This is a genomic window from Nitratireductor sp. OM-1 (genome assembly GCF_003296175.1).
In the GTDB taxonomy this organism is placed as follows: domain Bacteria; phylum Pseudomonadota; class Alphaproteobacteria; order Rhizobiales; family Rhizobiaceae; genus Nitratireductor; species Nitratireductor aquimarinus.
On sequence record NZ_CP029208.1, the window covers coordinates 1,775,946 to 1,799,882 of the forward strand.

Below are 23,937 nucleotides of genomic sequence, written 5' to 3' on the forward strand. Positions count from 1 at the left end.
CAGCCGTGCGGCCGCGCTCAATGGTGGAAACCGGAGAAGTCTTCGCTGCCGAGCGGCGTCTTCTTCGGGTGCGCTTCGAGATGCTCGAGCGCGGCCTTCATGTCCTCGATCAGGAGCGAGCAGAGGTCGAGGCTCACGCCGTTGCGCACGAGAATGCGCTGCACCGCATGGTCCTGGCAATTGGCCGGCAGCGTGTAGGCCGGCACCTGCCAGCCGCGCACGCGCAGGCGGTCCGCCAGATCGAACAGGGTGAAGCCCGGCTCCGTGCCGTCCTTGATCTTCCAGGACACGGCCGGAATGCCACGCGCCCTGTCGCCGTCGAACACGATCTCGAACGGGCCCAGCTTGGCGATCTCGTCAGCCAGATACTTGGCACTCTTGTAGCAGGCGTTGTGAACCTTGGCGTAGCCTTCACGGCCAAGACGCAGGAAGTTGTAGTACTGGCAGACGATCTGGCCGCCCGGGCGCGAGAAGTTCAGGGCGATGTCGCGCATGTTGCCGCCGAGATAATTGACCCAAAAGATCATCTCTTCGGGCAGGTCGGCTTCTTCGCGCCACATGACCCAGCCCACACCCAGCGGCGAGAGGCCGAATTTGTGGCCCGACGCATTGATGGAGCGAACGCGCGGCAGGCGGAAGTCCCATTCCAGCTCCGGTGCGCAGAACGGAGCGAGGAAGCCGCCGCTTGCGCCATCGACATGGATCGGAATGTCGAGGCCGGTTTCGGCCTGCAGCTTGTCGAGCGCGTCGCTGACAGCCTTGACCGGCTCGTACTCGCCGGTAAACGTCACGCCGAGCGTCGGCACGACGCCGATCGTGTTCTCGTCGCACAGCTTCAGCACCTCTTCGGGCGTCATCAGCAGGCGGCCGTTCTCCATGGGAATCTCGCGGTGCTCGATGTCCCAGTAGCGGGTGAACTTGTGCCAGCAGATCTGCACCGGGCCGGTGATGATGTTGGGCTTGTCGGTGGGCTTGCCTTCGGCCTTGCGTTTGGCTTCCCAGCGGCGCTTCATGGCCAGACCGCCAAGCATGGCAGCCTCGCTCGAACCGGTGGTGGAGCAGCCGGTGGCGGGGCCTTCCGGTGCGTGCCAGAGATCGGCAAGCATGCGCACACAGCGCATTTCGATCTCCGCAGTCTGCGGATACTCGTCCTTGTCGATCATGTTCTTGTCGATGCAGTCATCCATCAGCTGATGGATTTCCGGCTCTTCCCAGGTCTGGCAGAAGGTGGCCAGGTTCTGGCGCGCATTGCCATCGAGCATCAGCTCGTCGCGCAGGGCGGAATAGACATGGCGCGCATCGCGCTCGGTGCCGGGGAACTGCGACTTGGGCAGCGCCTGCGCCAGATCGCCGGCGCCGTAGACTTCGTCCAGATTGTCGTTTCGATGTTTGCTCATGGGGGCTCTCCATCGCGTGGCGGACGGGGGTGTTGCACCAGCCCGTCGGTTATCGAATTCGGTTGGGGCAGGGAGGAGCGTCATGCGGCGGCAAGCGTTTTGCCGGCCGCATGACGTCGTTTCGTGATCAGGCGGCCTTGGCCTGCTTGAGAAGGTCGGTCGCGTCTGCGGAGAGACCGTCGAACTTGTCCATCTGCAGCACGAAGACCTCTTTCGAACCAGCCAGTTCATTGAGGTCGAAGCAGGTGTAGTTCAGGCTGCGATAGGTGCGCAGATAGAAGCGGCGGCGGGCCAGATCCGACAGGTTCGTCCAGCAGGTGAACTCCGTCGCATAGGCTTCGCTGCTCGAATTTGAGAGGCCTGCGACCTCCAGATGGCCGCCATCCTCGCTCGGATAGTCAATGGTCACGCCGCGCGGGCGGTCGAAATTGTTCATGACATGCGCCAGCGTCTGCACGGCCTGATCGGCGGTCTTCGCCTTCTCGGTGTACTGGGCGTAGTAGGCGGCCCGGACGAAACGTCCCACCGACGTGTTGGAGGCGGGAAGGCCGGCCGTGGCGATCCCTGAATCCGGCTGCACGGCCTTGTAGCTTCCGAAGGTCGCGCTCGTCTTGTCCACATTGCTGAGGAACGTGTAATTGTCGAGATTGGTCAGGTGCCAGCTGAACTCCGGCCCGTTGGTCATCACGCCGACGGGGTTGTCATAGAGCTTCATCTCACCCTTGTTGAACTCGATCACCAGGCAGGCGCCCGATGCGTCGTGAACGACGTAGTGGAACGGCGATTCAACGCCCCCCAGAAGCGCCAGCGCTTCCAGAAGCACCGGCTGCTCGCCGAGGGCCTGCTTGACCTCGGCCACAGTGGCGAACTGGCTGAGCGCCCACGAACCCAGATCCGTGGCCGAAAGCACGGCCTGCGTTGCAGCGACGGCCTTCTGGGCGCCACCGGCAGCGGGGTAGGAGAGGAGGCTGAAGGTCAACCCGTTTTCGTTCATGCCTTCCAGCGGCTTGAGATCCTGAAAGCCCAGCGGGGCCTCTGCCGTCGGCAGGCGGCCGGGCATGGTTACGGCGACAAATCCGTATTTACCTGTAAACTTGAGGGCCGGGTGACCTTCACTTTCTGAGGAAAACGGAACACCGGCCGGGAAATAGACGACCTGGTATGGCAGGTCGGTCGTAAGCTCCAGTGTCCGCCCGAAATAAACGTTGTCGGAGACGTCGCGGTAAATAAGAGATGTGCACATATACGATATTCCTCAATGCGATTCAGGGAAACACTAAGCTGGCGAACAATACTTGTCCATTAACGTGACACGAGTTCGGTGTTTGCGATTACAAATTTGTAATCTTCTCCAATCTGAGCTTTGAACTCTTTGTTAACCACGCTGTTTCGGTCTCCGGAGCACGGCTTTATGCCCTGGCCTGAAGGCCACAGAGCCGGTTGCGCATGTCCTCCAGCGTCACGCGATACCCATCAAGCTGCTCATTGGGCGCGCGCTCGCTGCGAGGCTCGAAATAGGCCATGTCCAGCATCTCGTCAGCGTGTTCCAGATCGCCAAAGGCGCGCATGGAAATTGCCAGATCGCTGTCGCGCCGATCCTTGGTTTCGCCAGCCAGAGATTTGAGATCGCGACTGACGCGGTCGAGCGTGTCGCGCACCTCGTTGACGACGCTTTTCGGCCAGAACTGCGTGAAAATGACGTAGATCACGAAGATGCCGACGAAAATGCCCATGATCCTGTCGCCGGCCTGCGAGAACTCGAAGCTGGGGCCAAATCCGTTCAGCGTGGTCAGCAGGAAGGCGAGGGCGATCTGGACGCCGCTATAGGAGATGCGCTCGTTTCCGGAGGAGACCCACGCGCCCACCAGCGTGCCGGCGAAGACGAGGATCATCAGTCCGCCAATGCTGGTGAGGTGCGGCATGACGAACAGGAGCGCGCCAACGCCCATGGCAGCGCCGATGAGGCAGCCAACGATGCGCAGCGTGAGCTTGCGCACGGTTTCACCCGTCGTGCCGAGCGCGGCCACATAACAGGTGATCAGGGCCGTGTGGATGCCGTCCCACTGAATGCCGGTGTAGATCAGGTAACAGATGATCGCGGCCAGCGAGGTTTTCAGCGCATAGCGCTGGTGATCGGGGTTGGTGAAGGCGTCAGCCGCAAGAAGCCGCTGCGGGGCGGGCTTCGGCGACGCGCCGCCATCGGGTTGTGAAAGCGCTGCAAGCGCCTCGGACAGTTTGCGTGCGGCAGCACTGTCATCGGTCGCGTTTTCGGGTGCAGGGGCAGCCGGGATGTTGCCCGAGGCGATCTCATCGGCAGCCTGCCGGAGGGCGTCTGCCAGTGCACGGGCGCGTTCCGGGGTAATGCTGCCCGCAGGTGCGAGCGACGCAAGCATGACGCGATAGCTGGTCTCGACAGCACCGTTCAGCCATGTCGATTTCTCTTTGGAGATCAGGTGAAGCAGCTTCACCGTCAGCATCTGCTGCAGGGAAAGGTCGTTGCCTTCGGCCAGCAGCTCCTGCAGTTCTTCGCCTGCGTCAGGGTGCTCCAGCACGTCTGCACTGGCGCGCAGCCGGCGCACGATCCTGTTGCGCACCAGTGTCTGTGCGGGAATGCCGAGGACCAGATTGAACAGGATCATCAGGGCCATGGGCATGCAGGCCATTTTCCAGGCCGCGAGAAGCCCCTGATTGCCGATCTGGCCAATCGGCACATCCGTCACCAGCGTCATGATGAAAGCGACGATGAGGCCGACAATGGCGGCCTGCTCTCCGAGCGGTGTGGTCGAGCTCAAAAACAGGAAGACATAGGAGACGCCGAACATGATCGCCAGCCGCATGGCCGGGCTGTCGATGCTCATATTGATCACCGGGATCATGAGCACGACCACCAGCGTGGCCAGCAGGATCAGCCCGAAACCCATCAGGCAGTTCTGAACGGCGTCTTCCTTCATCAGGAAGATGATCAGGTAGCAGCTGATCGACGCTTCCGGAATCTTGAACATCATCGCCGCAGCGGTGACGATCGCGCACAGAAGCGCGACCCGCCAGGTCAGCCCGAAGCGGCCGGCAAAAGGCTGCAGGTCGGCCCAGGCCTGGCTGAGCAGGCGCGAAAGGGGTGAGCTAGCAGGAGTCATCGCGGTGGATCACCGAAACGGCGGATGCGCCCACTCTCATGAGATCTTCCGGGGGATCGACCAGCCGGATGCGCACCGGAAAGCGCTGCTGAACGCGCACCCAGTCGAGCGACTTCGGCACGATCGGCAGGCCCACGGGCAGCCTGATGAAATCCTTTGACGAAACGCCCCAGCCGATACTCTCCACGGTTCCCTTGATTGCCCGCTTGCGGTCGGCAAGTGCGTAGACGGTGGCGCAATCACCGACGGAAATGCTCGGGAGAACGGTTTCGACATAGGCGGCGGAGGCAAACCACGCATCGGTCTTGATGAGGGTGAACATGGACTGCGCTGGCAGCACATATCCGCCCTTGCCGACCGTCAGATCCACCACGCGCCCATCGGCGGGTGCGCGGATCACCGTGCCGGCCAGCTCATGTTCGGCGATGGCGAGGGCGGCCTGACGGGCGCGGATCAGCGCTTCGACGCCTTCTTCATCGCCCACCAGCGCCTCGGCGGCTTCCTGCTGACGCAGCGCCTCGTTCAGGCTGACTTCCGCATCGCGCTTGACGGTCCTGGCGTCATCGATCTGCTGCGCGGAGACATAGCCCTTGGACTGCATCGGAAGCAGGCGGTCGAGCGTCTGGGTCGCCAGTTCGAGATTGGCCGTGGCGCGCGCAACCTGCTCGGCGGCGATCTGTGCATTGGCGCGCTCGGCCTGGATGTTGCGTGTCTGGTCGTGGGCGGCCGCCGTTGCGATCTCCAGGTCCGCACGGGTCTGCTCCACCGCCATCCGGTATGCGGAATCGTCCAGCTCGACAAGAATGTCGCCCTCGCGGACCATGGCGTTTTCGCTCACATGCAGGGCCTTGATGCGCCCGGCAACGCCGGCGGCGATGCTCACCGTTTCGGCATCGAGCGATGCATCGTCGGATAGCGGATTGGCCTGTGTCTCGAGATGGCTGCGATAGGCGAGCGCGCCTGCGCCAGCGATGATCGCCAGACTGATTGCACCACCGAGGACGGCGAGAACGCGACGGGAAGGGGAGTGCTTCATTTTCTAGCGCCCAAATGCCAGGAAAGAGATGATGAAGGTGAGCCCCAGAGCCATGCTCATATAGACAGGGACACGCCAGCGCAGGATGTCATCGAGACCGATCAGGACGAAAACCAGCCGCACGATGACCGTCAGAATGACGCCGGCAAAAAGGCTGAGCAGCCAGTAAGGGAAAAAACTGCCGAACATGGGCACCGAGGGCGCTGCCGCATGAGCGGGCGCACTGGCGGCCAGAAGCGTGGCCAGCGGCAAGAGGAACCTGAAACGGCCACCGGTGCGGGGGCTGGATTGTCTTCGCACGGTAACCTCCTTTTCGTCTGTCGGTCGTCGCTCCGGACGACGCTGCTGGTTGCGGGCGGTTTCGGGCCATGCATGCCCGAAACCGTTATGCCGATTGGTCAGAAGCGATAGGTAAGACCGATAACCGGCCCGCTCATGGTCGTGTCGAACACGTGCCCGTCATCTTCGTAATTGATGTCGAGATATTTGTAGCCGGCTGACACGGACAGGTGATCCGTCATCGTGTAATTCGCCGTGGCCAGAACCGACCAGGTGGAGTTCGATCCACCGCCAAACCCGCCGACATCGGCCTGTGCCTGAAGCGAGAGCTTCTCCGTCATGCGCAGAAACGCGCGCGCGCCGATGACCGGATCGACCCAGCCGAAATCCTCGCCATAGCTGATCCTGCGCTTCTGGCCGGCGACCTCGACGTCCAGATCGACATCATTCGAGATGTGCCAGAAGCGCACGCCGCCGAGCACGTCGAATGTGAAGTCAGGCGTTTCGATCACGCGGTAGCCGGCCTGCAGCGTCGAGGTGAACTGCCTGGTGTCGATCGATGCATCAAGCCGCACGGAGACGGGCGGGCGCGGGATCGTGCCGTGGACGACCTTGCTGTCCGTGGTCGAGACGTAGAGCATGTCGGCTGAAAACACGAAGCGCTCATACCGGCCCCAGACATTCACGAAGCCGGCAAAGTCGAGATCCTCAATCACATCGGAGAAGCTCTTCTTGATGCCGATTGTCGGGCCGCGGCGAAACGGCGATACATCGCCGCTGAGGCCCGTGCCCCACACATAGGGCGTGATCTGCAGCACCCACGGGCGCTCGGTTTCGCCCTCGTTCCCTGCGGGAACAGGAAGGTCCGAGGCATTCGCGCCAAGTGCAGTCGCTGTAAGGGTGGCGGCAGCCAGAACAGCCAGTGATGCACGCATTCCTATGCTCCCAGTGTATTTTTCTGGATGCGGCCATCCTTGATGATCAGCTTCATGCTGGTCTCGGGATCGGCGATCAGGTCGATGTTTTCCAGCGGATTGCCGTCGAGCAGCAGAAGATCGGCAAAGGCGTCGGCTTCAACGACGCCGAGCTTGCCGGAATAGGGGTTGCGCGGTCCCGACATCGCCAGCAGGTCGGCATTGCCGCTCGTCAGCATCCGCAGAACGTCGGCATTGTCATACCAGCGGGCGAACTTGGTCAGCTGCTTGCCCTGGCTGGCGGTCGCCTGCGGGTTGAACAGGATGTCGGTGCCCAGCGCCATCTTGACGTCGAACTTCTTGCCCAGCTCCACGGCGCGCACCGTGCCTTCGGCAATCAGCTTCTGCTGCTCGCGCTGCAACGGATTGGGATACATGTTGGAATCTTCATCGGCGAGGAATGGCTGAATGGACCACCACGCGCCCATGTCGGCCATCTGGCGCGCCGCCTCTTCATCGGCAAGCTGCCCGTGCTCGATGGAGCGGACGCCGCCGGCCAGGGCGCGCTTGATGCCATTCGAAGTGTAGACATGGGCGCACACATAGGTGCCCCAGTCTTCAGCGGCCGTCACGGCCATGCGGATTTCTTCCTCGGTGAACTGAAGGCTGTCGAGCGGATCGTAAGCGGAGGCAACGCCGCCGCCCGCCATGATCTTGATCTGGCTCGCTCCGAGCATGAGCTGTTCGCGCACCCGGCGCAGAACTTCCGGCACGCCATCGGCGATCGCCGAAATGCCCGCTTCTTCCGCATGGCTCAGATTGGTCTGGGGCGAACGCGGCAGCTCGTAGAGCGGGCGGAAGTCGCCATGGCCCGAAGTCTGCGACACCATGGCACCGCACGGATAGATGCGCGGGCCGGGGATGCGGCTTTCATCAATCGCACGCTTGACGGAGAAGGAGGGGCCGCCCGCATCGCGAACCGAGGTGAAGCCGCGCATGACGGTGCGCTCCGCCTCTTCGGCCGCAACGAGATGCACATAGGGCACCTGCGCTGTCATCGCGGTCACCTGGGAAATGCCGGCAAGCATTGTGTGCCAGTGCGCGTCGATCATGCCGGGCATGATCGTGCGTCCGCCGCAATCGATGATTTCGGCATCGCTCACGGTGTCGTCCTGCGCCGGCAGGGCTGCGATGCGCGCGCCTTCGATCAGGATGGATTTGCCATCGATGAGCTGCGCCGAACGGCCATCGAAAATACGCACATTCTTGAGCAGGATCGGCTTTGGAGCCGGCTGTGCGAAGCTTGGCGAGGCAACGCCAAGAGCGGGCGCGGCCAGTGTTGCCGCGATGCCGCGCAGGACCGAGCGGCGCGACAGGCCCTTGTCGACACGCTGAAAAAGGCTGAGCGCTTCAGGACTGTGGCAGGCACAGTTAAGGCCGTGAACCAGGTGCCCGTATTTCTTTCCCAAACGAAGCCGCATCATATTCTCCTGGGCGAATGGATTGTGTTCCGGCGCAACAATGACCGGAACTAGCGAACCGCCTGTGACGGTGCGTTCTTGGAGGTCATGTTCCCGAGCGAGAAGGCGAGCGTGGAGGCCGCGATCAGCGAGGCGGCATGGGCGTCGGCCTGCGCCTGTCGCGCGTCCAGAAGCCCGGTCTCCGCCGTCGTCACATCGGTGATCGGCACGAGCCCGTTCTTGAAGGCCTCGAACGACGCGTTGTAGGTGACGCTGGCCGCATTGACGAGTTCGCTCGCAGCGTTGTGCGAAGCCAGCGCCGAGCGCAGCGTGTCGGAGGCGACGACAATCTCGCGGATGGCTGCGGTGCGTACCTGCTCATGGGTGGCGATGGCCGCCCTCGTTACCGACTGCGCCTGACGGCGCTGGTTGGCGCGCAGGCCGCCATCATAGATCGGCACCGAAGCGCCGACGACGATGCCGGTCGAGGTGTTCTGAAGCCCGAGGCCCGGCAGGCTGCCGGCCTGAATGCGGCCATTGTTCGCGGCTGCCATCGCGCCGAGATAGACTTTTGGCATGAAGGCGGCGTCGGCGGCGCGGGCATTGGCCTCGCTGGCTTTCACCGCTGCGTAGCTTGCCAGAACGTCGGGCCGGCGGGCGAGCGCGGTCCTGACCAGCTCTTCGGTCGGCAGGGCGCGCGGACGCGGCAGACGACGCGCCGCATCGCTGGCAATCTTGATGTTGGTGTGGGGCGAGAGGCCAACTGCGCCAAGCAGATCCTGATAGGAATCGCGCGCCGTGTCTTCGGCCTGCACGAGGCGGAAACCGGACTGGGCGACGATCTGTTTCGCCTGTGCGGTTTCGATCGTGGTGCCAACACCGTTCTTGTAGCGTGTGTTGGCGGCATCCTGCAGACGCCGGCTGTTGGTCAGCGTCTGCCGCGCGATCTGCAGGTTCCTGCTGGCCGCACCATACTGATAATAGGCGCGCGTGATGTTGTAGATCAGCGCCTGATGCGTGCCGTTGAAGCTCACGCTGGCTGCATAGGCGTTCTGCTTGGCGGCGTCGCGCCATGCCTGTCGTTCGCCGAAATCGAAGATCAGCCATTGCAGGGTGACGCTCGGAACCGCGCCGCTGACGGTCGTGTCGAGATAGGCTGTGCCGCCTGTCAGCGTGGGGATCGGCGTTGTCACCTCCTGCTGACCGGCGATGATGTTGGCCGTGATGACGGGCAGGAAGGTGGCCTCGACCATGCCCACGGCGGTGGCCGCCTGCCGCGCCTGCTCCCATGCAACGCGCGTCGCAGGGTTCAGCCGCTGCCCCATGTCGATCAGCTCGGGCAGCGTGTAGGCGTGGTCCCTGCGGATCTGCGGGGTGGACGATGCGGGAGAACGTTGGTCGGCGCTGGAGATGGGGGAAGCCGCCTCCATATTTGCCGGCACAGAATAGTCGCCGCTCTTGCCTTCAGCATTCCACGCCTGGTCGGGCGCGGGCGAGGTCAGCTCGGACATCTCGGATACACAGGCTGCCGGTAAGGCGCTCAGGGCCAGTAGCAGGGCAAGCCTGGGGAGACGGGAAACAGTGACTCTTGTTGTTCGCGACACACAACGCCCCATTGCTACTCAAACCCGCAGCGGTCGCGCTGCACTTGCTTCCAGACTTAGGTCACCAATTCGACACCAAGATTACAGCGTTCCTGCAAAAAGCGTGTCGGCGCCAATAGCATCTATTGGAGTTCTTTCGTTTCCCGAAGGCAAGGTCAAGACCGTCGTTTTACTTCTTCTCACGCGTTTAGCCGCGGCAGGACTCCGGAAAAATACGTCATGTTGACGGTTGACTCGCCGGAAATTCGGGAAAAACCGTCTGAATCCGAATGGATGGGCCAAAGAACCGTGTTTCCTGTGAACAGGTTTTCAGAATGCGCGGGTTTCATTCGTACAGGGCGCAGGATAATGCTTCGATGCGCATAATCGTAATATGGCTAACCGTTTGGCGTCAGGCCCCTCACATACGCTTCGATATTTATTGCTTGGAAGATTGGCGAAATGATTCGTAATCCAGCCTGGACACTCGCAGCGCCCATTGTGGCGCTTGGCTTATCGTTCTTCATCGAACATCAGGCCGGTGAAACGACTTCAGTCTTTCTGTTACTCCTCGCTGCGCCGTTTCTGTTTCTGTCGGTTTTTTCCGCAGTCCATCATGCCGAGGTGATTGCCCATCGGGTTGGCCAGCCCTTCGGTTCGATCCTTCTGGCGCTGGCCGTGACGATTATCGAAGTGTCGCTGATCGTGTCCGTTCTTTTGGCTGATCCCGCAGGCGACAGCCCGGTGGCCCGCGATACCGTTTTTGCAGCCATCATGATCGTGTTGAACGGCATTGTCGGCGTCTGCCTGCTGGTCGGCGGCATTCGCTATCATGAGCAGGGCTTTCAGGGGCGCAGCGCCACGGCGGCTCTGGGCGTTCTGGGCACGCTGGCCGTGCTCGGTCTTGTGCTGCCAAACTTCACGGTCGGCGAGCCGGGGCCGGTTTATGCGCCGGCACAGCTTATCTTCGTCGCCGTCGTTTCGCTCAGCCTTTATGCGCTGTTCCTGTTCGTCCAGATGTTCAGCCATCGCGACGACTTTCTCGATATAGGAGAGCCCCAGGGACATGGGCAGGATCATGCGCATGAGCCTCCGCCACGCCGTATGCTCATATCCTCGCTTCTGGCGCTGCCTGTGTCGCTTGTCGCCGTTGTCATGCTCGCGGAAATCCTGGCCGATCCCGTGGGGGAGAAGATAGAACAGGCCGGCCTGCCCGACGCACTGGTTGGCGTGGTCATCGCCCTGATGGTGCTCATGCCCGAAGGCATTGCGTCCATCCGCGCGGCTGCACAGAACCGTCTCCAGACCAGCCTCAATCTGGCGCTCGGTTCGGCGCTCGCCAGCCTCTGTCTGACCATTCCGACCGTTGCGTTGATTTCGGTTTTTCAGGGCAAGACGCTGATCCTCGGTCTGGCGTCCGAGCACATGGTGCTTCTCGTGCTGACGCTCTTCACCAGCACGCTGTCGCTGGCGACCGGGCGAACCACGATCATGCAGGGCGGCATTCACCTGGTGATCTTCGCCGCCTTTATCACCATCTCGATCCTTCCCTGATTTTCCGTGCACGCCACCATGACGAACCAGCAAACGCCACCTCGTAATCGCGGCCTTCTTCGCTTTACCGCCATCTGGTTTCAGCGTCTGGCGCTGGCTGTCATCTGCGCCATGACCCTGGGCGTCGCGGCACCCGCGGCCGCACAGGACGAACCTTTGATCGTCGGGGTTCACGAAAGCCCGCCCTTCGTTTCCGAAGAGGAAGGGCGCTTCTCCGGCATGGCCATCGATCTCTGGGAGTATCTGGCCAAAGAACTGGAGCTGGAATATCGTTACGTGCCGTTCGACACCGTCAGCGAGATGGTCAATGCAACGGCCGCAGGCGAGTTGGATGTCGCCGTCACCAATCTCACGATCACCGAGACGCGCGCCGAACGCATCGAATTCACGCAGCCATGGTTCGATTCCGGTCTGCGCATCATGGTCAATGACAGTGGTTCGAACGGCTTGTGGGAGCTGCTGCGGGGCCTGCGGGATTCAGGCTTTCTTACAGCCTATGCGTGGCTTGGTTTCGTCGTTCTTGCCGCTACGTTTGGCTACACGCTCTTTGACCGGCATTTCGACACATCATTTCCCAAACGCTGGCGCGACGGGCTGGCGGAGAGCTTTTACTCTGTCATGACGATTGCCACCTCGGGCAAGCCGCCTGCGCGCAAGAACCTGTTTGGCTGGTTCGGGCGTGTCTGGCAGGGCCTGTGGCTCGTCTTCGGTGTGATTGTCGTCGCATTCGTGACCTCTTCGGTAACCAGCGTGATGACCACCCTGTCCCTGCGTGGCGAAATTCACAGCGTTGCCGATCTCGGTGGCCGCGTTATCGCGGTTACGGACGGGAGCACGGCCGAGGAGTTCGCACAGGCTGCGGGACTGGCCGTGGTGCCGTTCCCCAATATTTCGCGCTCCGCCGATGCCCTTCTCAAAGGGCATGTGGATGCGATCATCGGCGACAAGCCGGTGCTGGAGTATTTCGCCAACAACCACCCGGCAGCGCCTTTCTCGGTTGTCGGCGCGGTTTTCAATCCCGACAAATACGGCTTCGGCCTGCCGCCGCAGAGCCCGCTGCGCAAACCGCTCACCGTCGAGGTGATCGGGGCCCGGGAGGACGGGACGATCCGCGAGCTTGCGGTGCAGTATTTCGGGAGCAATCCCTGAAGGCATGAGAACGGTTGAGGTCCTGACCCTAGCTCAGGTCGGGACTGCCGATCTTTCCGGCTGCGCTGAAGGAATAGCCGACGCCGTAGACGGATTTTATCGGTGGGTCGATGTCGGTCTGGTCGAGGATCTTGCGTCGTAAGCGGCTCACCACCGCGTCGAGATGGCGGTTGTCGAACTGGGTCTGCCGCCGGGAGAGGATCCGGGCCAGTTCCTCGCGGGAGCGTGGCGTGCCGGAATTCTCGATCAGTGCGCCGATGAAGGAATTCTCGGTCGCGGTGAGCTTTACCGAACTGCCATCGGGAGAAAGCAGGGTCCAGCTCACCGTATCGAGCACCCAGGTTCCTGTCTGCCCGTCATGTGCCTGGTTCTGGGGCAGGCGGCGCAGCAGGCTGTGAACCGCTGCGGTGATCTCCCGCAGGCTGCTGTGCTTGACGAGATAGATATCCGCGCCGCTGTCAAAGCCGCGCACCCGACTTTCTGTGTCGCCATGCGCAGTCAGCATGATGATGCCGCAATCGAGCCTTGCCCGGATCATCTCCGCCAGATGGAAGCCGTCGCCGTCCGGCAGGGTTATGTCGAGGATCACAACGTCGGGCCGTGCCTGCACTTCAAGGGCTTTTTTCAGCTCACCGGCCGTTCCAACGCCGGCTGCGTCAAACCCCTGCAGGTGCATGTAGTCGATCAGGTCGCCCCTGAGAGCATCTTCATCTTCGACAATCAGTATCCGGCTCATGCGGTTTTCTCCTCCCACCGCTCCGTATCGTTCATCGGCACCAGGCCGGGCATCGGCAGCATGACGGTTGCGACAGTGCCGCCGCCGCTGCGCGCCTTCAGGTTTACCGCGCCACGGTGGTAGCCAAGCAATTGCCGGCATGTGTGAAGCCCAAGACCGTTGCCCGCCGTCTTTCCCGTGTTCGGGGCGCGAAAGAAGCGTCGTCCCACATGGCTGAGCGCCCCTTCGGGAATGCCGATGCCGCGATCAGACACCTCCATGATGAGAAGTTTGTTGCGCGCGGAAATGGCGATCTCGACCGGTTTGTCGTCGGCTGAATATTTGAGCGCGTTGTCGATCAGGTTGACGATTACGGTGCGCAGCATCTCGACATCCGCCCAGTAATCGGAAACCGCCTCGATGGTCGTGAAGTGCAGTCGGTCGCCAAGACCAACCTGATCGAAATGCCGCTGGATGTCCTGCGTCAGTTCGCCGATGTCCAGCTGCTCGACCTTGAGCACGCCCTCGACCTGTCGTTCGGTCGACAAAAACCGGTCGATGAGCATGGTCATCCGGGAGACGGCGTCATCAATGCTCCTGAGGCGCTTGGTGACGGCCTCCGAGCGGCGCTTGAGCATCATCTCGAGCATCTCGCTGGCATAGCGGATGCCGGCCAGCGGGGTGCGGAATTCGTGGCTCACCATCCGAATGAGCTGTCGCTGCTCTTCGCGCGCGGCCTTTTCCGCATCAAGGCTGGCGGAGAGTTCGCCTTCCAACCGCCGCCGTTCGGCAACCTCGCCGGCGAGCGCCGAGTTCCTGTCGCGCAGGTCGTTTGAAAGGCGCATGCCGACCATGAACAGAAGGCAGATGAAAAAGCCGACGATGAACAGATGGCCCTGGAAGAAGTACCAGGCGTTCACATCGCTCAGCAGCGCGCCATTCGCGAAAGTGTCCGGGTACCAGTAGAGCAGGAAACTCTGCAGGAGGCTTGCGCTGATATATTCCCCCAGCAAAGCGATGGTGATCCAGCGCAGGAAGGGCGGCTGGGTGCGGTCCATGTAGAGGGTCTTGATCATGACCCCCATCATGACGACGGTGAAAGCCGTGGAGGCATGGATGCGTAGTTCGAGGCGCTCGGGTGCGAGCGCCACCGCCATGGACCAGAAGACGAGATGTGCGACAAGGCAGAAGATGCCGATCCTCAGGCATCTTGGCTGGCCGAGAAACCGGGCCATGCCATCGGCAAGCAGAACCAGGCCGATCTTGATGATCATGTTGTCGAGTACAATGCGCAGCGCCGAGGCTTCCTGACCGCGCTGAAGCAGGAGAAGCAGGCCGAGCGCGATGGCCACGAAGCCGGCGGCGATGACTTTCAGCTCATAGAGATGACGCCAGGACATCCACACGAGAACCCAGGCGATTGCCTGGAGTGTCGTCGTGCAGAATTCCAGCAGCAGCAGCGTCTTGAGGTCGAGCATGACCTTTGATGACGCAAGCTTTGGGCCGGTGCAAGAAGGCAAGGCCGGTGAAAACCGTCATTTCTCGTGAAGCGGCTAAAAAGCGGCGATACCTGTAAGATTTGGTCAGTATTCGTCAGAATTTGCAGGAGTTCGCTGGCCAGGTATGGCCCCGAAGGCGGCTTGCGCATCCATGGGCGCCTTTTCGACGGCCTGGAGGGGTGGGGAGTGTGTGAGTCGCTGGCGCTTTTTTAGAATGCGAAGCTGTCAACACGTATGGATACCAGTTTTTGAGAATAGACCAGTCGACATATATCGGTTTATATCAGGCGGTTTCTTGATTGTATATTTTCAATTTTTATTTATGTAGTCAAGTATATTAAAAATTCCATATGAATTCATTGCGTGTGTGAGTCCGGTGTATTAATGGTTTACATAGGTAATGGATTTCAGTGGGGCTTGCTGGGGCGATGAATTACTTTTCTCTTGCGCTTCTTGTCGCTTTCGGTGGAGCCGTTGGCTCGGTTGGGCGCTGGTCGGTCGGGCTTCTCGCCAACCGCATCTGGGGAGATGCTTTCCCCTGGGGCACGATGATCGTCAACATCATCGGCTCTTTCGTGATCGGTGTTGCTGTCGAGATCATATCGCGCGCCGCCGTCAGTTCTGCAGAGTGGCGGGCCCTTGTCGTTACCGGCGTTCTGGGCGGCTTCACGACATTCTCCTCGTTCTCGCTTGATACGATCCAGTTGATCGATAAGGGCGAAAGCCTTGCCGCCTTCTACTACGTCTTCATCACGATCGTCGTTTCGTTCGGATTTGCGTTCATTGGCGTGCACGCCGCCAAGTTGTATTTCAATGGAGTGCAAGCGTTTTAGTATATGTATGGCGTTTTTCTATGTTAACCTCTGGTTAATCAATAAAAAATGAAATACGCTTGTATGCGTTCTGTATTATATGGCAGGTATTAGAGGGTTTTTGAAGGAGGGTGGCTTTTACGTGGCGGCGCGACGTTCGCCTTGGGTGTTTTTACAATCAAGCGGGCTTTTTTGTCTTCTTTGAGCGATAAAAGCATTTGGGAGGTGTGTCGCTAAATCGTCGTCAAACAGCTCTGATCCGGAGGAGTTGCGCTTTTTCTGGATCTGCGGCTGGCAGGGATTGTCTGCATGTCGGTGCCCCACCGACCTGCGCGACGTGCAAGTTTATCCATTCTGACAGGGAAGAAGTACATGCACTTTACACCAAGAGAGATCGACAAGCTTCTGATTTACACGCTTGCGCAGGTCGCTCAGCAGCGGAAGGATCAGGGGCTGAAGCTCAATCACCCCGAGACCGTTTCGCTCATTTCAGTGGCCGCTCTCAACGGCGCGCGCGCCGGCAAGACCGTCGAGGAAGTGATGGAGATCGCCCGCAAGGAGATCACCCGCGACGATGTGATGGAAGGCGTCGTCGAGATGATTCCTTTCGTGCAGGTGGAAGCCGTGTTCACCGATGGTAGCCGGCTTGTGACGATCCACGATCCTATCCAGTAGTGCGTGCCGCGAAGGGAGCTTCTTAAATGACCGAACAGAAAAAAACGCCAGTCGGCGGACTGGTGCTTGGCGAAGGCGACATTGAAATCAATGCCGGCTACCCGACCACGGACCTGAAGGTGCGCAACACGGGCGACCGTCCGATCCAGGTTGGTTCCCACTTTCATTTCTTCGAAGTGAACGCCGCTCTGGAATTCGACCGGGAGCAGGCCTTCGGAAAACGCCTGAACATCCCTGCCACGACAGCCCTGCGCTTCGAGCCGGGCGATGAAAAGGAAGTCACGCTGGTCCCGTATCAGGGCAAGCAGCGCGCGATCGGCTTCAACGGCCTCGTCAATGGCTGGGTCGGCGACGAGAGCTACGACGATTCCCGTCCGCGTCTCGCCGATGCCATGGAGCGCGTCGAGCGGTACGGCTTCAAGACGGAAAAATAATCGCCCGGGCGCAATCTCGTTTTACAGGACTTATGAAATGGCAAAGATTTCCAGGCAGCAGTATTCCGACCTTTACGGACCGACGACCGGCGACAAGATCCGCCTCGGCGATACCGATCTCTACATCGAGATCGAGGAAGACCTGCGCGTCTACGGTGAAGAGGCCGTCTATGGCGGCGGCAAGACGCTGCGCGACGGCATGGGCTTCGACAATGAGCTGACCAGCGCCGCCGGCGCGCCCGACCTCGTCATCACCAACGTCACCATCGTTGACGCGGTGCAGGGCGTTATCAAGGCCGATGTCGGCATCAAGAACGGTCTGGTCTGCGCCATCGGCAAGGCCGGCAACCCGGCGATCATGTCGGGCGTTACGGCCGGTCTCGCGCTTGGACCGGGCACCGATGCGATCTCCGGTGAGCACCTGATCCTCACGGCCGGCGGCATCGATGCGCACGTGCACTTCATCTCCCCGCAGCAGGCCGAGGCCGCGCTCAGCAATGGCGTGACTTCGCTGTTTGGCGGCGGCATCGGCCCCACCGACGGCACCAATGGCACGACCATCACGCCCGGCACGTGGAACGTGGAGATGATGCTCCGCTCGTTCGACGGCTGGCCGGTCAATGCAGGCGTTCTGGGCAAGGGCAACTGCTCGACCCGTCTGCCGATGGAAGAGCAGCTGCGCGCCGGCGTCATGGGCCTCAAGATCCATGAGGACTGGGGCAGCACGCCGGAAGCGATCCGCACCGCGCTCGGTGTCGCAGACGATTTCGACATCCAGGTCTGCATCCACACCGATACGCTGAACGAAGCCGGCTTCGTGGAAAACACGATCGCCGCTTTCGAGGGCCGCACGATCCACACCTACCACACGGAAGGTGCGGGTGGCGGACACGCGCCGGACATCATCCGCGTTGCCGGGCAGTCGAACGTCATTCCGAGCTCGACCAACCCGACGCTGCCCTACGGCATCAACTCGCAGGCAGAATTGTTCGACATGACAATGATCTGCCACAACCTCAGCCCGAAGATCCCGACCGACGTGTCGTTCGCGGAAAGCCGCGTTCGTCCGGAAACCATCGCCGCAGAGAACGTGCTGCACGATCTCGGTGCGATCTCCATCCTGTCCAGTGACAGCCAGGCCATGGGCCGTGTCGGCGAAAACTGGGTCCGCGCGATCCAGACCGCAGATCTCATGAAGAAGCGCATGGGAGCCTACGAGGGCGACACGTCCGGCAACGACAACCAGCGCGTGCTGCGCTTTGTCTCCAAGGTCACCATCAACCCGGCCATCGCACAGGGCGTCAGCCATGTGGTTGGCTCGATTGAAGTGGGCAAGATGGCCGATCTGGTTCTCTGGGAGCCGGCATTCTTCGGCGCGAAGCCGAAAATGGTCATCAAGGGCGGTTTCGTCTCCTGGGCGCTGATGGGCGATCCGAACGCATCGCTGCCGACGCCGCAGCCGGTTCGCTACCGCCCGATGTATGGTTCGTTCGGTTCGGCGCTGCCGAAGACGCGCGTCACCTTCACGTCGCAGGCGGCCTACGAAGACGGCATTGTCGACCATTACGAGCTCAAGTCGCACGTGATTCCGGTCCACGGAACGCGCACGATCAGCAAGGACTCGATGGTTCGCAACAGCGCGCTGCCGGTGATCGAGGTGAACCCCGAAACCTTCGCGGTCACCGTCAATGGCAAGCATGCAACCATTGAGCCGGCAACCAGCCTGCCGCTGAACCAGCTCCACTTCTTCAGCTAAGAGACATGACGCCCGCGCAGGAGCTTCGGCTTTTCTGCGCGGGCGTCTCAATACCCTTCACAGAAGTCTGTTTCGGAGAAACGCCGATGCAGTTTCCGCCGCAGCCCGGCGGTTTCGCGGGCATGGCGGACGAATTTTGGCGCAACCGCTACAGCATCCAGGGATAGAAAATGATTCTTGTCGAAAATGCTCTTGGAAACCTGAACGATCCGGTCTGGCAGGAGAAGGCCAAAGACCTGCAGGTGGATTATCTGGCGCTTGAACAGTGGGAAGCCCCCAAAAGCCGTCTGCGCAAGATGAGCGAAGGCGGTGTCGAGATCGCGATTTCGCTGCCGCGTTCGCAGCACCTGCACAATGGAGACATCCTCCACCATGACGAGGCGAAGAACCTCATCGTCGTGGCCCGCATCGCGCTCAAGGAAGTGATGGTGATCGAGCTTGAGAGCCTCGAGAGCCGCACGCCGCAGGAAATCCTGAACATCTGCTTCCAGCTTGGCCATGCGCTCGGCAACCAGCACTGGCCTGCCGTGATCAAGGGAAGCACGGTCTATGTGCCGCTTTCCGTCGACCAGAAGGTCATGGCTTCGGTGATGAAGACCCACGCCATTGAAGGTGTGAAGAGCCATTTTGCGCCGGGCGAGGAAATCGCCGCCAAACTGGACGCAAGCGAAGTGCGCATGCTGTTTGCCGGTGCCGACGCGACGCCGCACCATCACCACCACCACGTGCACGAACACTGAAGGCCGATGGCGGATCGAAAGAAGGGGGCGAAACGCCCGAAGAATGACATGCTGCTTCTGTCGCGGCTGCTGCAATTCTCCGACTCGACGCTTCCGGTTGGTTCGTTCGCGTTTTCGAATGGCCTGGAATCGGCGCTGCAGACCGAGGTTGTCACCGATGCTGACAGCCTCCAGCGCTTCGTCGAGGTTGTTCTGCGGCAGGCGGCCCACATGGACGGGATCGCCCTGCTGCACGCGCACCGGGCCATCACCGCGGGCGACTATGACGGCGTTCTGGCGGCAGACCAGGCATTGTGGAACCGGCGTGTCGGCGAAGAGCAGCAGCTCATGCTCGCCCGCATGGGCCGCAAGCTTGCCGAACTGTCGCTGAAGATCAGTGCGTTTCCGCATCTCGAGCGCTGGCTGGCCGGGATCAAGGCAGGCGAAACGCCCGGCTGTTTCCCGATCGGTCAGGCCATGGCTTTTGCGCAGCTCGGCGCGGACGAGAAGCAGGCTTTCGTCGTCCATCAATATGGCGTCGCCGCGATGATCATGAGCGCGGCCGTGCGCCTCATGCGGATCGATCACCTCGATACCCAGCGCATTCTCTTTGCGGCGCAGGAAAGCGTCGAGGACGAATATGCGAGCGTCTGCGGCCTGGAGCTGGAAGAGATGTCCAGCTTTGCGCCGGTCTTCGACGTTCTGGTGGCGCATCACACGACAACACATGTCCGGCTGTTCATGAACTGAGTGGCTGGCTGAAGCAGGATTGGCAAAATGAAGAAAATCACACGCATTGGCATTGGCGGTCCGGTTGGCTCCGGCAAGACGGCCGTGATCGAGACCATCACGCCGCGTTTGCTTGATCTCGGCGTGAAGCCGCTGATCATCACCAACGACGTCGTGACGACCGAAGATGCGAAGCAGGTTCGCCGCACGCTCAAGGGCATCCTCGTCGAGGAAAAGATCGTCGGTGTTGAAACCGGCGCGTGCCCGCACACGGCAGTGCGCGAAGACCCCTCGATGAACATCGCCGCCGTCGAGGAGATGGAAGAGAAGTATCCCGACAGCGACGTGATCCTGATCGAGTCCGGCGGTGACAACCTGACGCTGACCTTCAGCCCGGCGCTTGCCGACTTCTACATCTACGTCATCGACGTGGCCGCAGGCGACAAGATCCCGCGCAAGAATGGCGCCGGTGTCTGCCAGTCCGACATTCTGGTCATCAACAAGACGGACCTCGCTCCCCATGTGGGCGCGGACCTTGGCGTGATGGACCGCGATTCCAAGCTCATGCGCGGCAAGAAGCCGTTTGTCTTCACCAACTGCAAGACCGGTGAAGGCGTCGACGAGCTGATGCAGCTCATCATGGATATGGCGCTGTTCGACGTGAAGCCGGCAGCCAAGGCTGAAGACACGGTAGCGTAACGCCATGGCATTGCACGAACGCCTGCGAAGGCTCGACGATTATCGGGAGCTCAGTGGCTTCAAGACCGAACCTGCGCAGATGCGTGCTGCCGGCCCGGGAAAGATCGGGGAGCTGCGTCTGGGGTTTACCAGGCGCGGCGACCGGTCGGTCCTCTCAGACCTCTACCGCGTGGCCCCGCTGCTCGTGCAGCAGGCGCTCTACTGGGATGAGGCCATGCCGGAATTGCCGATATGCGCGATCATCTCGGTCGGCGGCGGCATCCTGCAGGGCGACCGCTACACGATCGACATTTCGGTCGGTGAGGGGGCCTGCGCGCAGGTCACCTCGCAGGGCGCGAACCGCATTCACCAGATGGACGCCAACTATGCCTCGCAGCATCAGGAGGTTGTCGTCGGCGCGGACGCGTATCTGGAATATCTGCCGGATGTCACCATTCCCTACCGGGATTCCCGCTTCATCAACGACACGGACCTGATCGTCGATGAGAGCGCCACGGTGATCTATGGCGAGATGATGATGACCGGCCGCAAGCATCACCATGCAAGCGAGCGTTTCGGCCTCGATCTCCTCTCCATGTCGGTCAATGTGCGCCGCCCGGACGGGCGCAAGCTCTTCACCGAGAAGGTGCTGATCGAAAAGGGCAACAACACCGGCGACTTCGCCGCCGTGATGCGCGGCTTCGACGCGTTTGCAAACATCATGTGCCTGACGCCGCCCGAAACGGCCGAGCGCATCAAGGCGCGCATGGACACGAACTGGCCGGATGAGAATCCGCGCGCAATCTCCGGCGTTTCCGCGCTGCCCAACGGGGCGGGGCTGATGCTGCGCGCCGTCGGCATCGAAAGCTACGATGTGCGCCGCGAGGTCAGGCGTTTCTGGAAAGTCGTACGGGAAGAGGCTCGCGGGCGCACACTGCCCGAAGAGTTCCTTTGGCGCTAATCAATCCGTGAGGGGGCTGCTGTGAACGAAAATCGGCAAGGCTTTTTATTTCAGTGCCTGCGTGGCGCAGGGCAGGTGTTCTTCATGGAGAACGCGCTGACGGGCCTGTTGTTCCTGGTGGCGATTGCCTATGCGAGCTTCGCGGGCGGAGACTGGGCGACGACCATCGGCGCGCTTGTCGGTCTGGTGGTGGCAACACTCACGGCAAGGCTGCTTGAGTGCGACGAAGCCTCCATCACGTCCGGCCTGTTTGGCTTTAACGGCATCCTCATCGGCATCGCCATGCCGACCTTTATCACCGCATCGCCGGAACTCTGGTTCTATGTGATTGTCGGGGCGGCCATGAGCACGGTCGTGACCGCCGCCATGGGCGCGACCATCACCAAGAGCTGGGGCATTCCGGGATCGACGGGGCCGTTTGTCCTGACGGGCTGGCTGCTCATGGCGGGCGCTTACGCATTTGGTGCGCTCGACATTTCCAGCGAGCAGCCGAAACTGGTGTCCGACTATGTGCAGGGCGCGGAAGTGATCCCGTCTTCGGTCGAGCTCGTTCAGATCTTCTTCCGGAACATCGGTCAGGTCTTCCTGCTTGGCAACGAGATCAGTGGCGTCATTATCCTCGTTGGTATTCTCATCGCCTCGCGGCCTGCCGGCATCGCGGCAGTGCTTGGCTCTCTGATTGCCATGATCGCCGCCATTGTCCTGCGGGCAGACCCGTCATCGGTCAGCCAGGGGCTCTTTGGTTTCAGTGCGGTGCTCACCGCCATGGCGATCGGCGTGGTGTTCCTCAAGACATCGCCGAAGGTCATTGCCTATGCGCTTCTGGCGACGATTGTGACGGTCTTCCTGCAAGGGGCCTACGATGTGCTTATGTCGCCACTCGGGCTGCCGTCCTTCACGGCCCCTTATGTTCTGACGCTCTATCTCTTCATCGTGCCAAAGAAGCTTCTGGCCCCGCATCCGCACAAGCGTGTGCGCGAGCATCTGGTCGGCAAGGCGGCGGACGCACCGGCGAAGTAGAGAAAACCTGTCTGGCGCACCGCGCCAGCAACGAAGCATCAGGCGCGATGGCCTGACGGTTGATGGCCTGACGGTTTAAGGATTGTCAGGCCATCGTCCTGTTTCAAAACTGCAAGTCCTTTTGCCTGCCGTGGCTTGTTTCCGTCGGCGGGCCACAGGGGGAAATCGTGGATATCACCGTCATCATCTTCCTGCTGGTCTATCTGGCGCTCATGCTCGGCTATCTTCCGGGCTTTCGCGTCGATCGCACAGGTGCGGCGGTGATTGGCGCGCTCGCCATGATCGGTTTCGGACGGATTTCGCCGGAGGCCGCATGGGCTGCCATCGACTACCAGACGTTGGGGCTTCTGTTCGGCCTGATGATCGTGTCGGGGGCCTACACGGTTTCGGGCTTCTACCCCTGGGCGGCAGCAAAGGTCGCTTCGATGCAGGTGTCGCCGCCAGCCCTGCTGGCCATTCTGATCGTCACGGGCGGCGCGCTTTCCTCGGTTCTGACCAAGGATGTGGTCGTGGTGGCCATGACGCCGCTTCTGGTCGCGATCACGCTGTCGCGCGGGCTCAATCCGATCCCGTTTCTTCTGGGCTTCTGCTTTGCCGTCAACACCGGGTCCGTCGCCACGATCCTCGGCAGCCCGCAGAACATGATCGCGGCCCAGACGCTGAACCTTTCCTTTACGGGCTTCATGGAGATCGCGCTCGTGCCTGCGCTCATCTCCCTGCCGGTTGTGTGGGCGACCGTCTCGTGGCTTTACCGCAATCGCTGGACGCTGGACACGGTGTCCGCCGGCCCCGCTACCCCAACCGCAGCCCCCGTCGAGAACCCCCCGCTCGACCGCCTCGAAACGCTGAAGGCAGCGGTGATCACCGTCGCCATCATCGCGGCTTTCGTCTTCACCGACTGGCCGCGCGAAATGGTGGCGATGTCGGCGGCAGCGGTCATGCTCGTCAATCGTCGTGTCGCGTCGAAGGATGTTCTGGGAACCGTGGACGGCAATCTGATGCTGCTCCTCACCGGGCTGTTTGTCGTGAACGCCGCTTTGACGGCGACGGGGCTGCCGGAAAAGGTCATTCACGAATTGCAGGCAGCCGGCATCGACTTTTCCGATCCGGCGACACTCTTTCTGGTCATAACGGGCCTGAGCAATGTGGTCGGCAACAATCCGGCTGTCATGCTTCTGGTGCCGTTCATTCCGCATTCGGGAGAAACGGATGCCCTCGGCGCGGCGCTGGCGCTTGGCACGGGTTTTTCGAGCAACCTGATCGTGTTTGGAAGCCTCGCCGGTATTATCGTCGTCGAGCGCGCAGCCGCTGCTGGTATCAAGATCAGCATGCGGGAATTCTGCCGGGCGGGCATTCCTGTCTCGATCCTGTGTATCGCCCTTGCACTCATCTGGATCGCAATCCTGACATGAGTGGAACGACACAGCTTCTCC

At 61.2% G+C, this 23,937-nt stretch carries 22 protein-coding genes; 12 read left to right on the top strand and 10 right to left on the bottom strand.

All coding sequences use genetic code 11. The features are described from left to right. Window positions 1-17: 17 nt before the first annotated feature. The 8 genes from DEJ54_RS08375 to DEJ54_RS08410 form a co-directional block, all read right to left on the bottom strand. Entirely contained in the window at window positions 18-1,397 is a 1,380-nt protein-coding gene (locus DEJ54_RS08375) for a glutamate decarboxylase (RefSeq protein ID WP_113154161.1), read from the bottom strand. A 127-nt stretch (window positions 1,398-1,524) separates the two neighbouring features. Next, window positions 1,525-2,640, bottom strand: coding sequence for a linear amide C-N hydrolase (locus DEJ54_RS08380; protein WP_113154162.1), 1,116 nt, complete (start codon window positions 2,638-2,640; stop codon window positions 1,525-1,527). A 166-nt stretch (window positions 2,641-2,806) separates the two neighbouring features. Beyond that, complete coding sequence (locus DEJ54_RS08385; RefSeq protein WP_113154163.1) at window positions 2,807-4,531, bottom strand: FUSC family protein; 1,725 nt, start codon at window positions 4,529-4,531, stop codon at window positions 2,807-2,809. Then, window positions 4,518-5,567, bottom strand: coding sequence for a multidrug transporter subunit MdtN (gene mdtN, locus DEJ54_RS08390; RefSeq protein WP_113154164.1), 1,050 nt, complete (start codon window positions 5,565-5,567; stop codon window positions 4,518-4,520). The genes DEJ54_RS08385 and mdtN overlap by 14 nt, the downstream gene beginning before the upstream one ends. A gap of 3 nt (window positions 5,568-5,570) precedes the next feature. Then, the gene (locus tag DEJ54_RS23465; RefSeq protein WP_245447754.1) at window positions 5,571-5,867 is read right to left on the bottom strand and encodes a YtcA family lipoprotein; all 297 of its coding nucleotides are present in this window, start codon (window positions 5,865-5,867) and stop codon (window positions 5,571-5,573) included. A gap of 98 nt (window positions 5,868-5,965) precedes the next feature. Continuing rightward, the gene (locus DEJ54_RS08400; protein WP_245447756.1) at window positions 5,966-6,781 is read right to left on the bottom strand and encodes a DUF481 domain-containing protein; all 816 of its coding nucleotides are present in this window, start codon (window positions 6,779-6,781) and stop codon (window positions 5,966-5,968) included. A 2-nt stretch (window positions 6,782-6,783) separates the two neighbouring features. After that, window positions 6,784-8,241 (bottom strand): amidohydrolase family protein, encoded by a 1,458-nt coding sequence (locus DEJ54_RS08405; RefSeq protein WP_113156173.1) that lies wholly within the window; start codon window positions 8,239-8,241, stop codon window positions 6,784-6,786. 50 nt (window positions 8,242-8,291) lie between these two features. Next, entirely contained in the window at window positions 8,292-9,731 is a 1,440-nt protein-coding gene (locus tag DEJ54_RS08410; RefSeq protein WP_204360866.1) for a TolC family protein, read from the bottom strand. Window positions 9,732-10,265: 534 nt separating this feature from the next. Here DEJ54_RS08410 and DEJ54_RS08415 point away from each other — a divergent pair. Together DEJ54_RS08415 and DEJ54_RS08420 are read left to right on the top strand one after the other, a co-directional pair. Next, entirely contained in the window at window positions 10,266-11,357 is a 1,092-nt protein-coding gene (locus tag DEJ54_RS08415; protein ID WP_113154166.1) for a calcium:proton antiporter, read from the top strand. A gap of 18 nt (window positions 11,358-11,375) precedes the next feature. After that, window positions 11,376-12,506 carry a transporter substrate-binding domain-containing protein gene (locus DEJ54_RS08420; RefSeq protein WP_245447758.1) on the top strand — a complete coding sequence of 377 codons (1,131 nt, stop codon included), beginning with the start codon at window positions 11,376-11,378 and terminating at the stop codon, window positions 12,504-12,506. 28 nt (window positions 12,507-12,534) lie between these two features. On the opposite strand, the gene DEJ54_RS08425 is transcribed toward DEJ54_RS08420, so the two are convergent. Beyond that, window positions 12,535-13,242 (bottom strand): response regulator transcription factor, encoded by a 708-nt coding sequence (locus DEJ54_RS08425; protein WP_113154167.1) that lies wholly within the window; start codon window positions 13,240-13,242, stop codon window positions 12,535-12,537. Further along, window positions 13,239-14,699 (bottom strand): sensor histidine kinase KdpD, encoded by a 1,461-nt coding sequence (locus DEJ54_RS08430; RefSeq protein WP_113154168.1) that lies wholly within the window; start codon window positions 14,697-14,699, stop codon window positions 13,239-13,241. Before DEJ54_RS08430 ends, DEJ54_RS08425 begins: the two co-directional genes overlap by 4 nt. Before the next feature lie 449 nt (window positions 14,700-15,148). On the opposite strand from DEJ54_RS08430, the gene crcB reads away from it, so the two are divergent. From crcB to DEJ54_RS08480, 10 genes are all read left to right on the top strand, one after another. Continuing rightward, complete coding sequence (gene crcB / locus DEJ54_RS08435; protein ID WP_113154169.1) at window positions 15,149-15,553, top strand: fluoride efflux transporter CrcB; 405 nt, start codon at window positions 15,149-15,151, stop codon at window positions 15,551-15,553. Window positions 15,554-15,904: 351 nt separating this feature from the next. Further along, a complete protein-coding gene (locus DEJ54_RS08440; RefSeq protein ID WP_113154170.1) occupies window positions 15,905-16,207 on the top strand; it encodes an urease subunit gamma in 303 nt (100 codons plus the stop codon). A gap of 26 nt (window positions 16,208-16,233) precedes the next feature. Further along, window positions 16,234-16,641 (top strand): urease subunit beta, encoded by a 408-nt coding sequence (locus DEJ54_RS08445; protein WP_113154171.1) that lies wholly within the window; start codon window positions 16,234-16,236, stop codon window positions 16,639-16,641. A gap of 37 nt (window positions 16,642-16,678) precedes the next feature. Next, window positions 16,679-18,397: an urease subunit alpha gene (locus DEJ54_RS08450; protein ID WP_113154172.1), complete on the top strand. Its 1,719-nt coding sequence runs from the start codon at window positions 16,679-16,681 to the stop codon at window positions 18,395-18,397. A gap of 170 nt (window positions 18,398-18,567) precedes the next feature. Further along, the gene (gene ureE, locus DEJ54_RS08455; protein WP_113154173.1) at window positions 18,568-19,137 is read left to right on the top strand and encodes an urease accessory protein UreE; all 570 of its coding nucleotides are present in this window, start codon (window positions 18,568-18,570) and stop codon (window positions 19,135-19,137) included. A gap of 48 nt (window positions 19,138-19,185) precedes the next feature. Then, window positions 19,186-19,866 (top strand): urease accessory protein UreF, encoded by a 681-nt coding sequence (locus DEJ54_RS08460; protein WP_113156175.1) that lies wholly within the window; start codon window positions 19,186-19,188, stop codon window positions 19,864-19,866. 27 nt (window positions 19,867-19,893) lie between these two features. Then, a complete protein-coding gene (gene ureG, locus DEJ54_RS08465) occupies window positions 19,894-20,544 on the top strand; it encodes an urease accessory protein UreG (protein WP_113154174.1) in 651 nt (216 codons plus the stop codon). 4 nt (window positions 20,545-20,548) lie between these two features. Next, window positions 20,549-21,484 (top strand): urease accessory protein UreD, encoded by a 936-nt coding sequence (locus DEJ54_RS08470; RefSeq protein WP_113154175.1) that lies wholly within the window; start codon window positions 20,549-20,551, stop codon window positions 21,482-21,484. Window positions 21,485-21,505: 21 nt separating this feature from the next. Beyond that, complete coding sequence (yut, locus tag DEJ54_RS08475) at window positions 21,506-22,504, top strand: urea transporter (protein WP_256370536.1); 999 nt, start codon at window positions 21,506-21,508, stop codon at window positions 22,502-22,504. Between the two features lie 167 nt (window positions 22,505-22,671). After that, on the top strand, window positions 22,672-23,916 hold the full coding sequence (locus tag DEJ54_RS08480) for an SLC13 family permease (RefSeq protein ID WP_113154176.1): 1,245 nt from the start codon (window positions 22,672-22,674) through the stop codon (window positions 23,914-23,916). Window positions 23,917-23,937: the final 21 nt, after the last annotated feature.

Excerpts from the sequence above, each read along its gene's own strand:
- DEJ54_RS08375 (WP_113154161.1), bottom strand. The coding sequence starts at position 1,397 with ATGAGCAAACATCGAAACGACAATCTGGACGAAGTCTACGGCGCCGGC.
- DEJ54_RS08380 (WP_113154162.1), bottom strand. The coding sequence starts at position 2,640 with ATGTGCACATCTCTTATTTACCGCGACGTCTCCGACAACGTTTATTTC.
- DEJ54_RS08385 (WP_113154163.1), bottom strand. The coding sequence starts at position 4,531 with ATGACTCCTGCTAGCTCACCCCTTTCGCGCCTGCTCAGCCAGGCCTGG.
- mdtN (WP_113154164.1), bottom strand. The coding sequence starts at position 5,567 with ATGAAGCACTCCCCTTCCCGTCGCGTTCTCGCCGTCCTCGGTGGTGCA.
- DEJ54_RS08400 (WP_245447756.1), bottom strand. The coding sequence starts at position 6,781 with ATGCGTGCATCACTGGCTGTTCTGGCTGCCGCCACCCTTACAGCGACT.
- DEJ54_RS08405 (WP_113156173.1), bottom strand. The coding sequence starts at position 8,241 with ATGCGGCTTCGTTTGGGAAAGAAATACGGGCACCTGGTTCACGGCCTT.
- DEJ54_RS08410 (WP_204360866.1), bottom strand. The coding sequence starts at position 9,731 with ATGTCCGAGCTGACCTCGCCCGCGCCCGACCAGGCGTGGAATGCTGAA.
- DEJ54_RS08415 (WP_113154166.1), top strand. The coding sequence starts at position 10,266 with ATGATTCGTAATCCAGCCTGGACACTCGCAGCGCCCATTGTGGCGCTT.
- DEJ54_RS08420 (WP_245447758.1), top strand. The coding sequence starts at position 11,376 with ATGACGAACCAGCAAACGCCACCTCGTAATCGCGGCCTTCTTCGCTTT.
- DEJ54_RS08425 (WP_113154167.1), bottom strand. The coding sequence starts at position 13,242 with ATGAGCCGGATACTGATTGTCGAAGATGAAGATGCTCTCAGGGGCGAC.
- DEJ54_RS08430 (WP_113154168.1), bottom strand. The coding sequence starts at position 14,699 with ATGCTCGACCTCAAGACGCTGCTGCTGCTGGAATTCTGCACGACGACA.
- crcB (WP_113154169.1), top strand. The coding sequence starts at position 15,149 with ATGAATTACTTTTCTCTTGCGCTTCTTGTCGCTTTCGGTGGAGCCGTT.
- DEJ54_RS08440 (WP_113154170.1), top strand. The coding sequence starts at position 15,905 with ATGCACTTTACACCAAGAGAGATCGACAAGCTTCTGATTTACACGCTT.
- DEJ54_RS08445 (WP_113154171.1), top strand. The coding sequence starts at position 16,234 with ATGACCGAACAGAAAAAAACGCCAGTCGGCGGACTGGTGCTTGGCGAA.
- DEJ54_RS08450 (WP_113154172.1), top strand. The coding sequence starts at position 16,679 with ATGGCAAAGATTTCCAGGCAGCAGTATTCCGACCTTTACGGACCGACG.
- ureE (WP_113154173.1), top strand. The coding sequence starts at position 18,568 with ATGATTCTTGTCGAAAATGCTCTTGGAAACCTGAACGATCCGGTCTGG.
- DEJ54_RS08460 (WP_113156175.1), top strand. The coding sequence starts at position 19,186 with ATGCTGCTTCTGTCGCGGCTGCTGCAATTCTCCGACTCGACGCTTCCG.
- ureG (WP_113154174.1), top strand. The coding sequence starts at position 19,894 with ATGAAGAAAATCACACGCATTGGCATTGGCGGTCCGGTTGGCTCCGGC.
- DEJ54_RS08470 (WP_113154175.1), top strand. The coding sequence starts at position 20,549 with ATGGCATTGCACGAACGCCTGCGAAGGCTCGACGATTATCGGGAGCTC.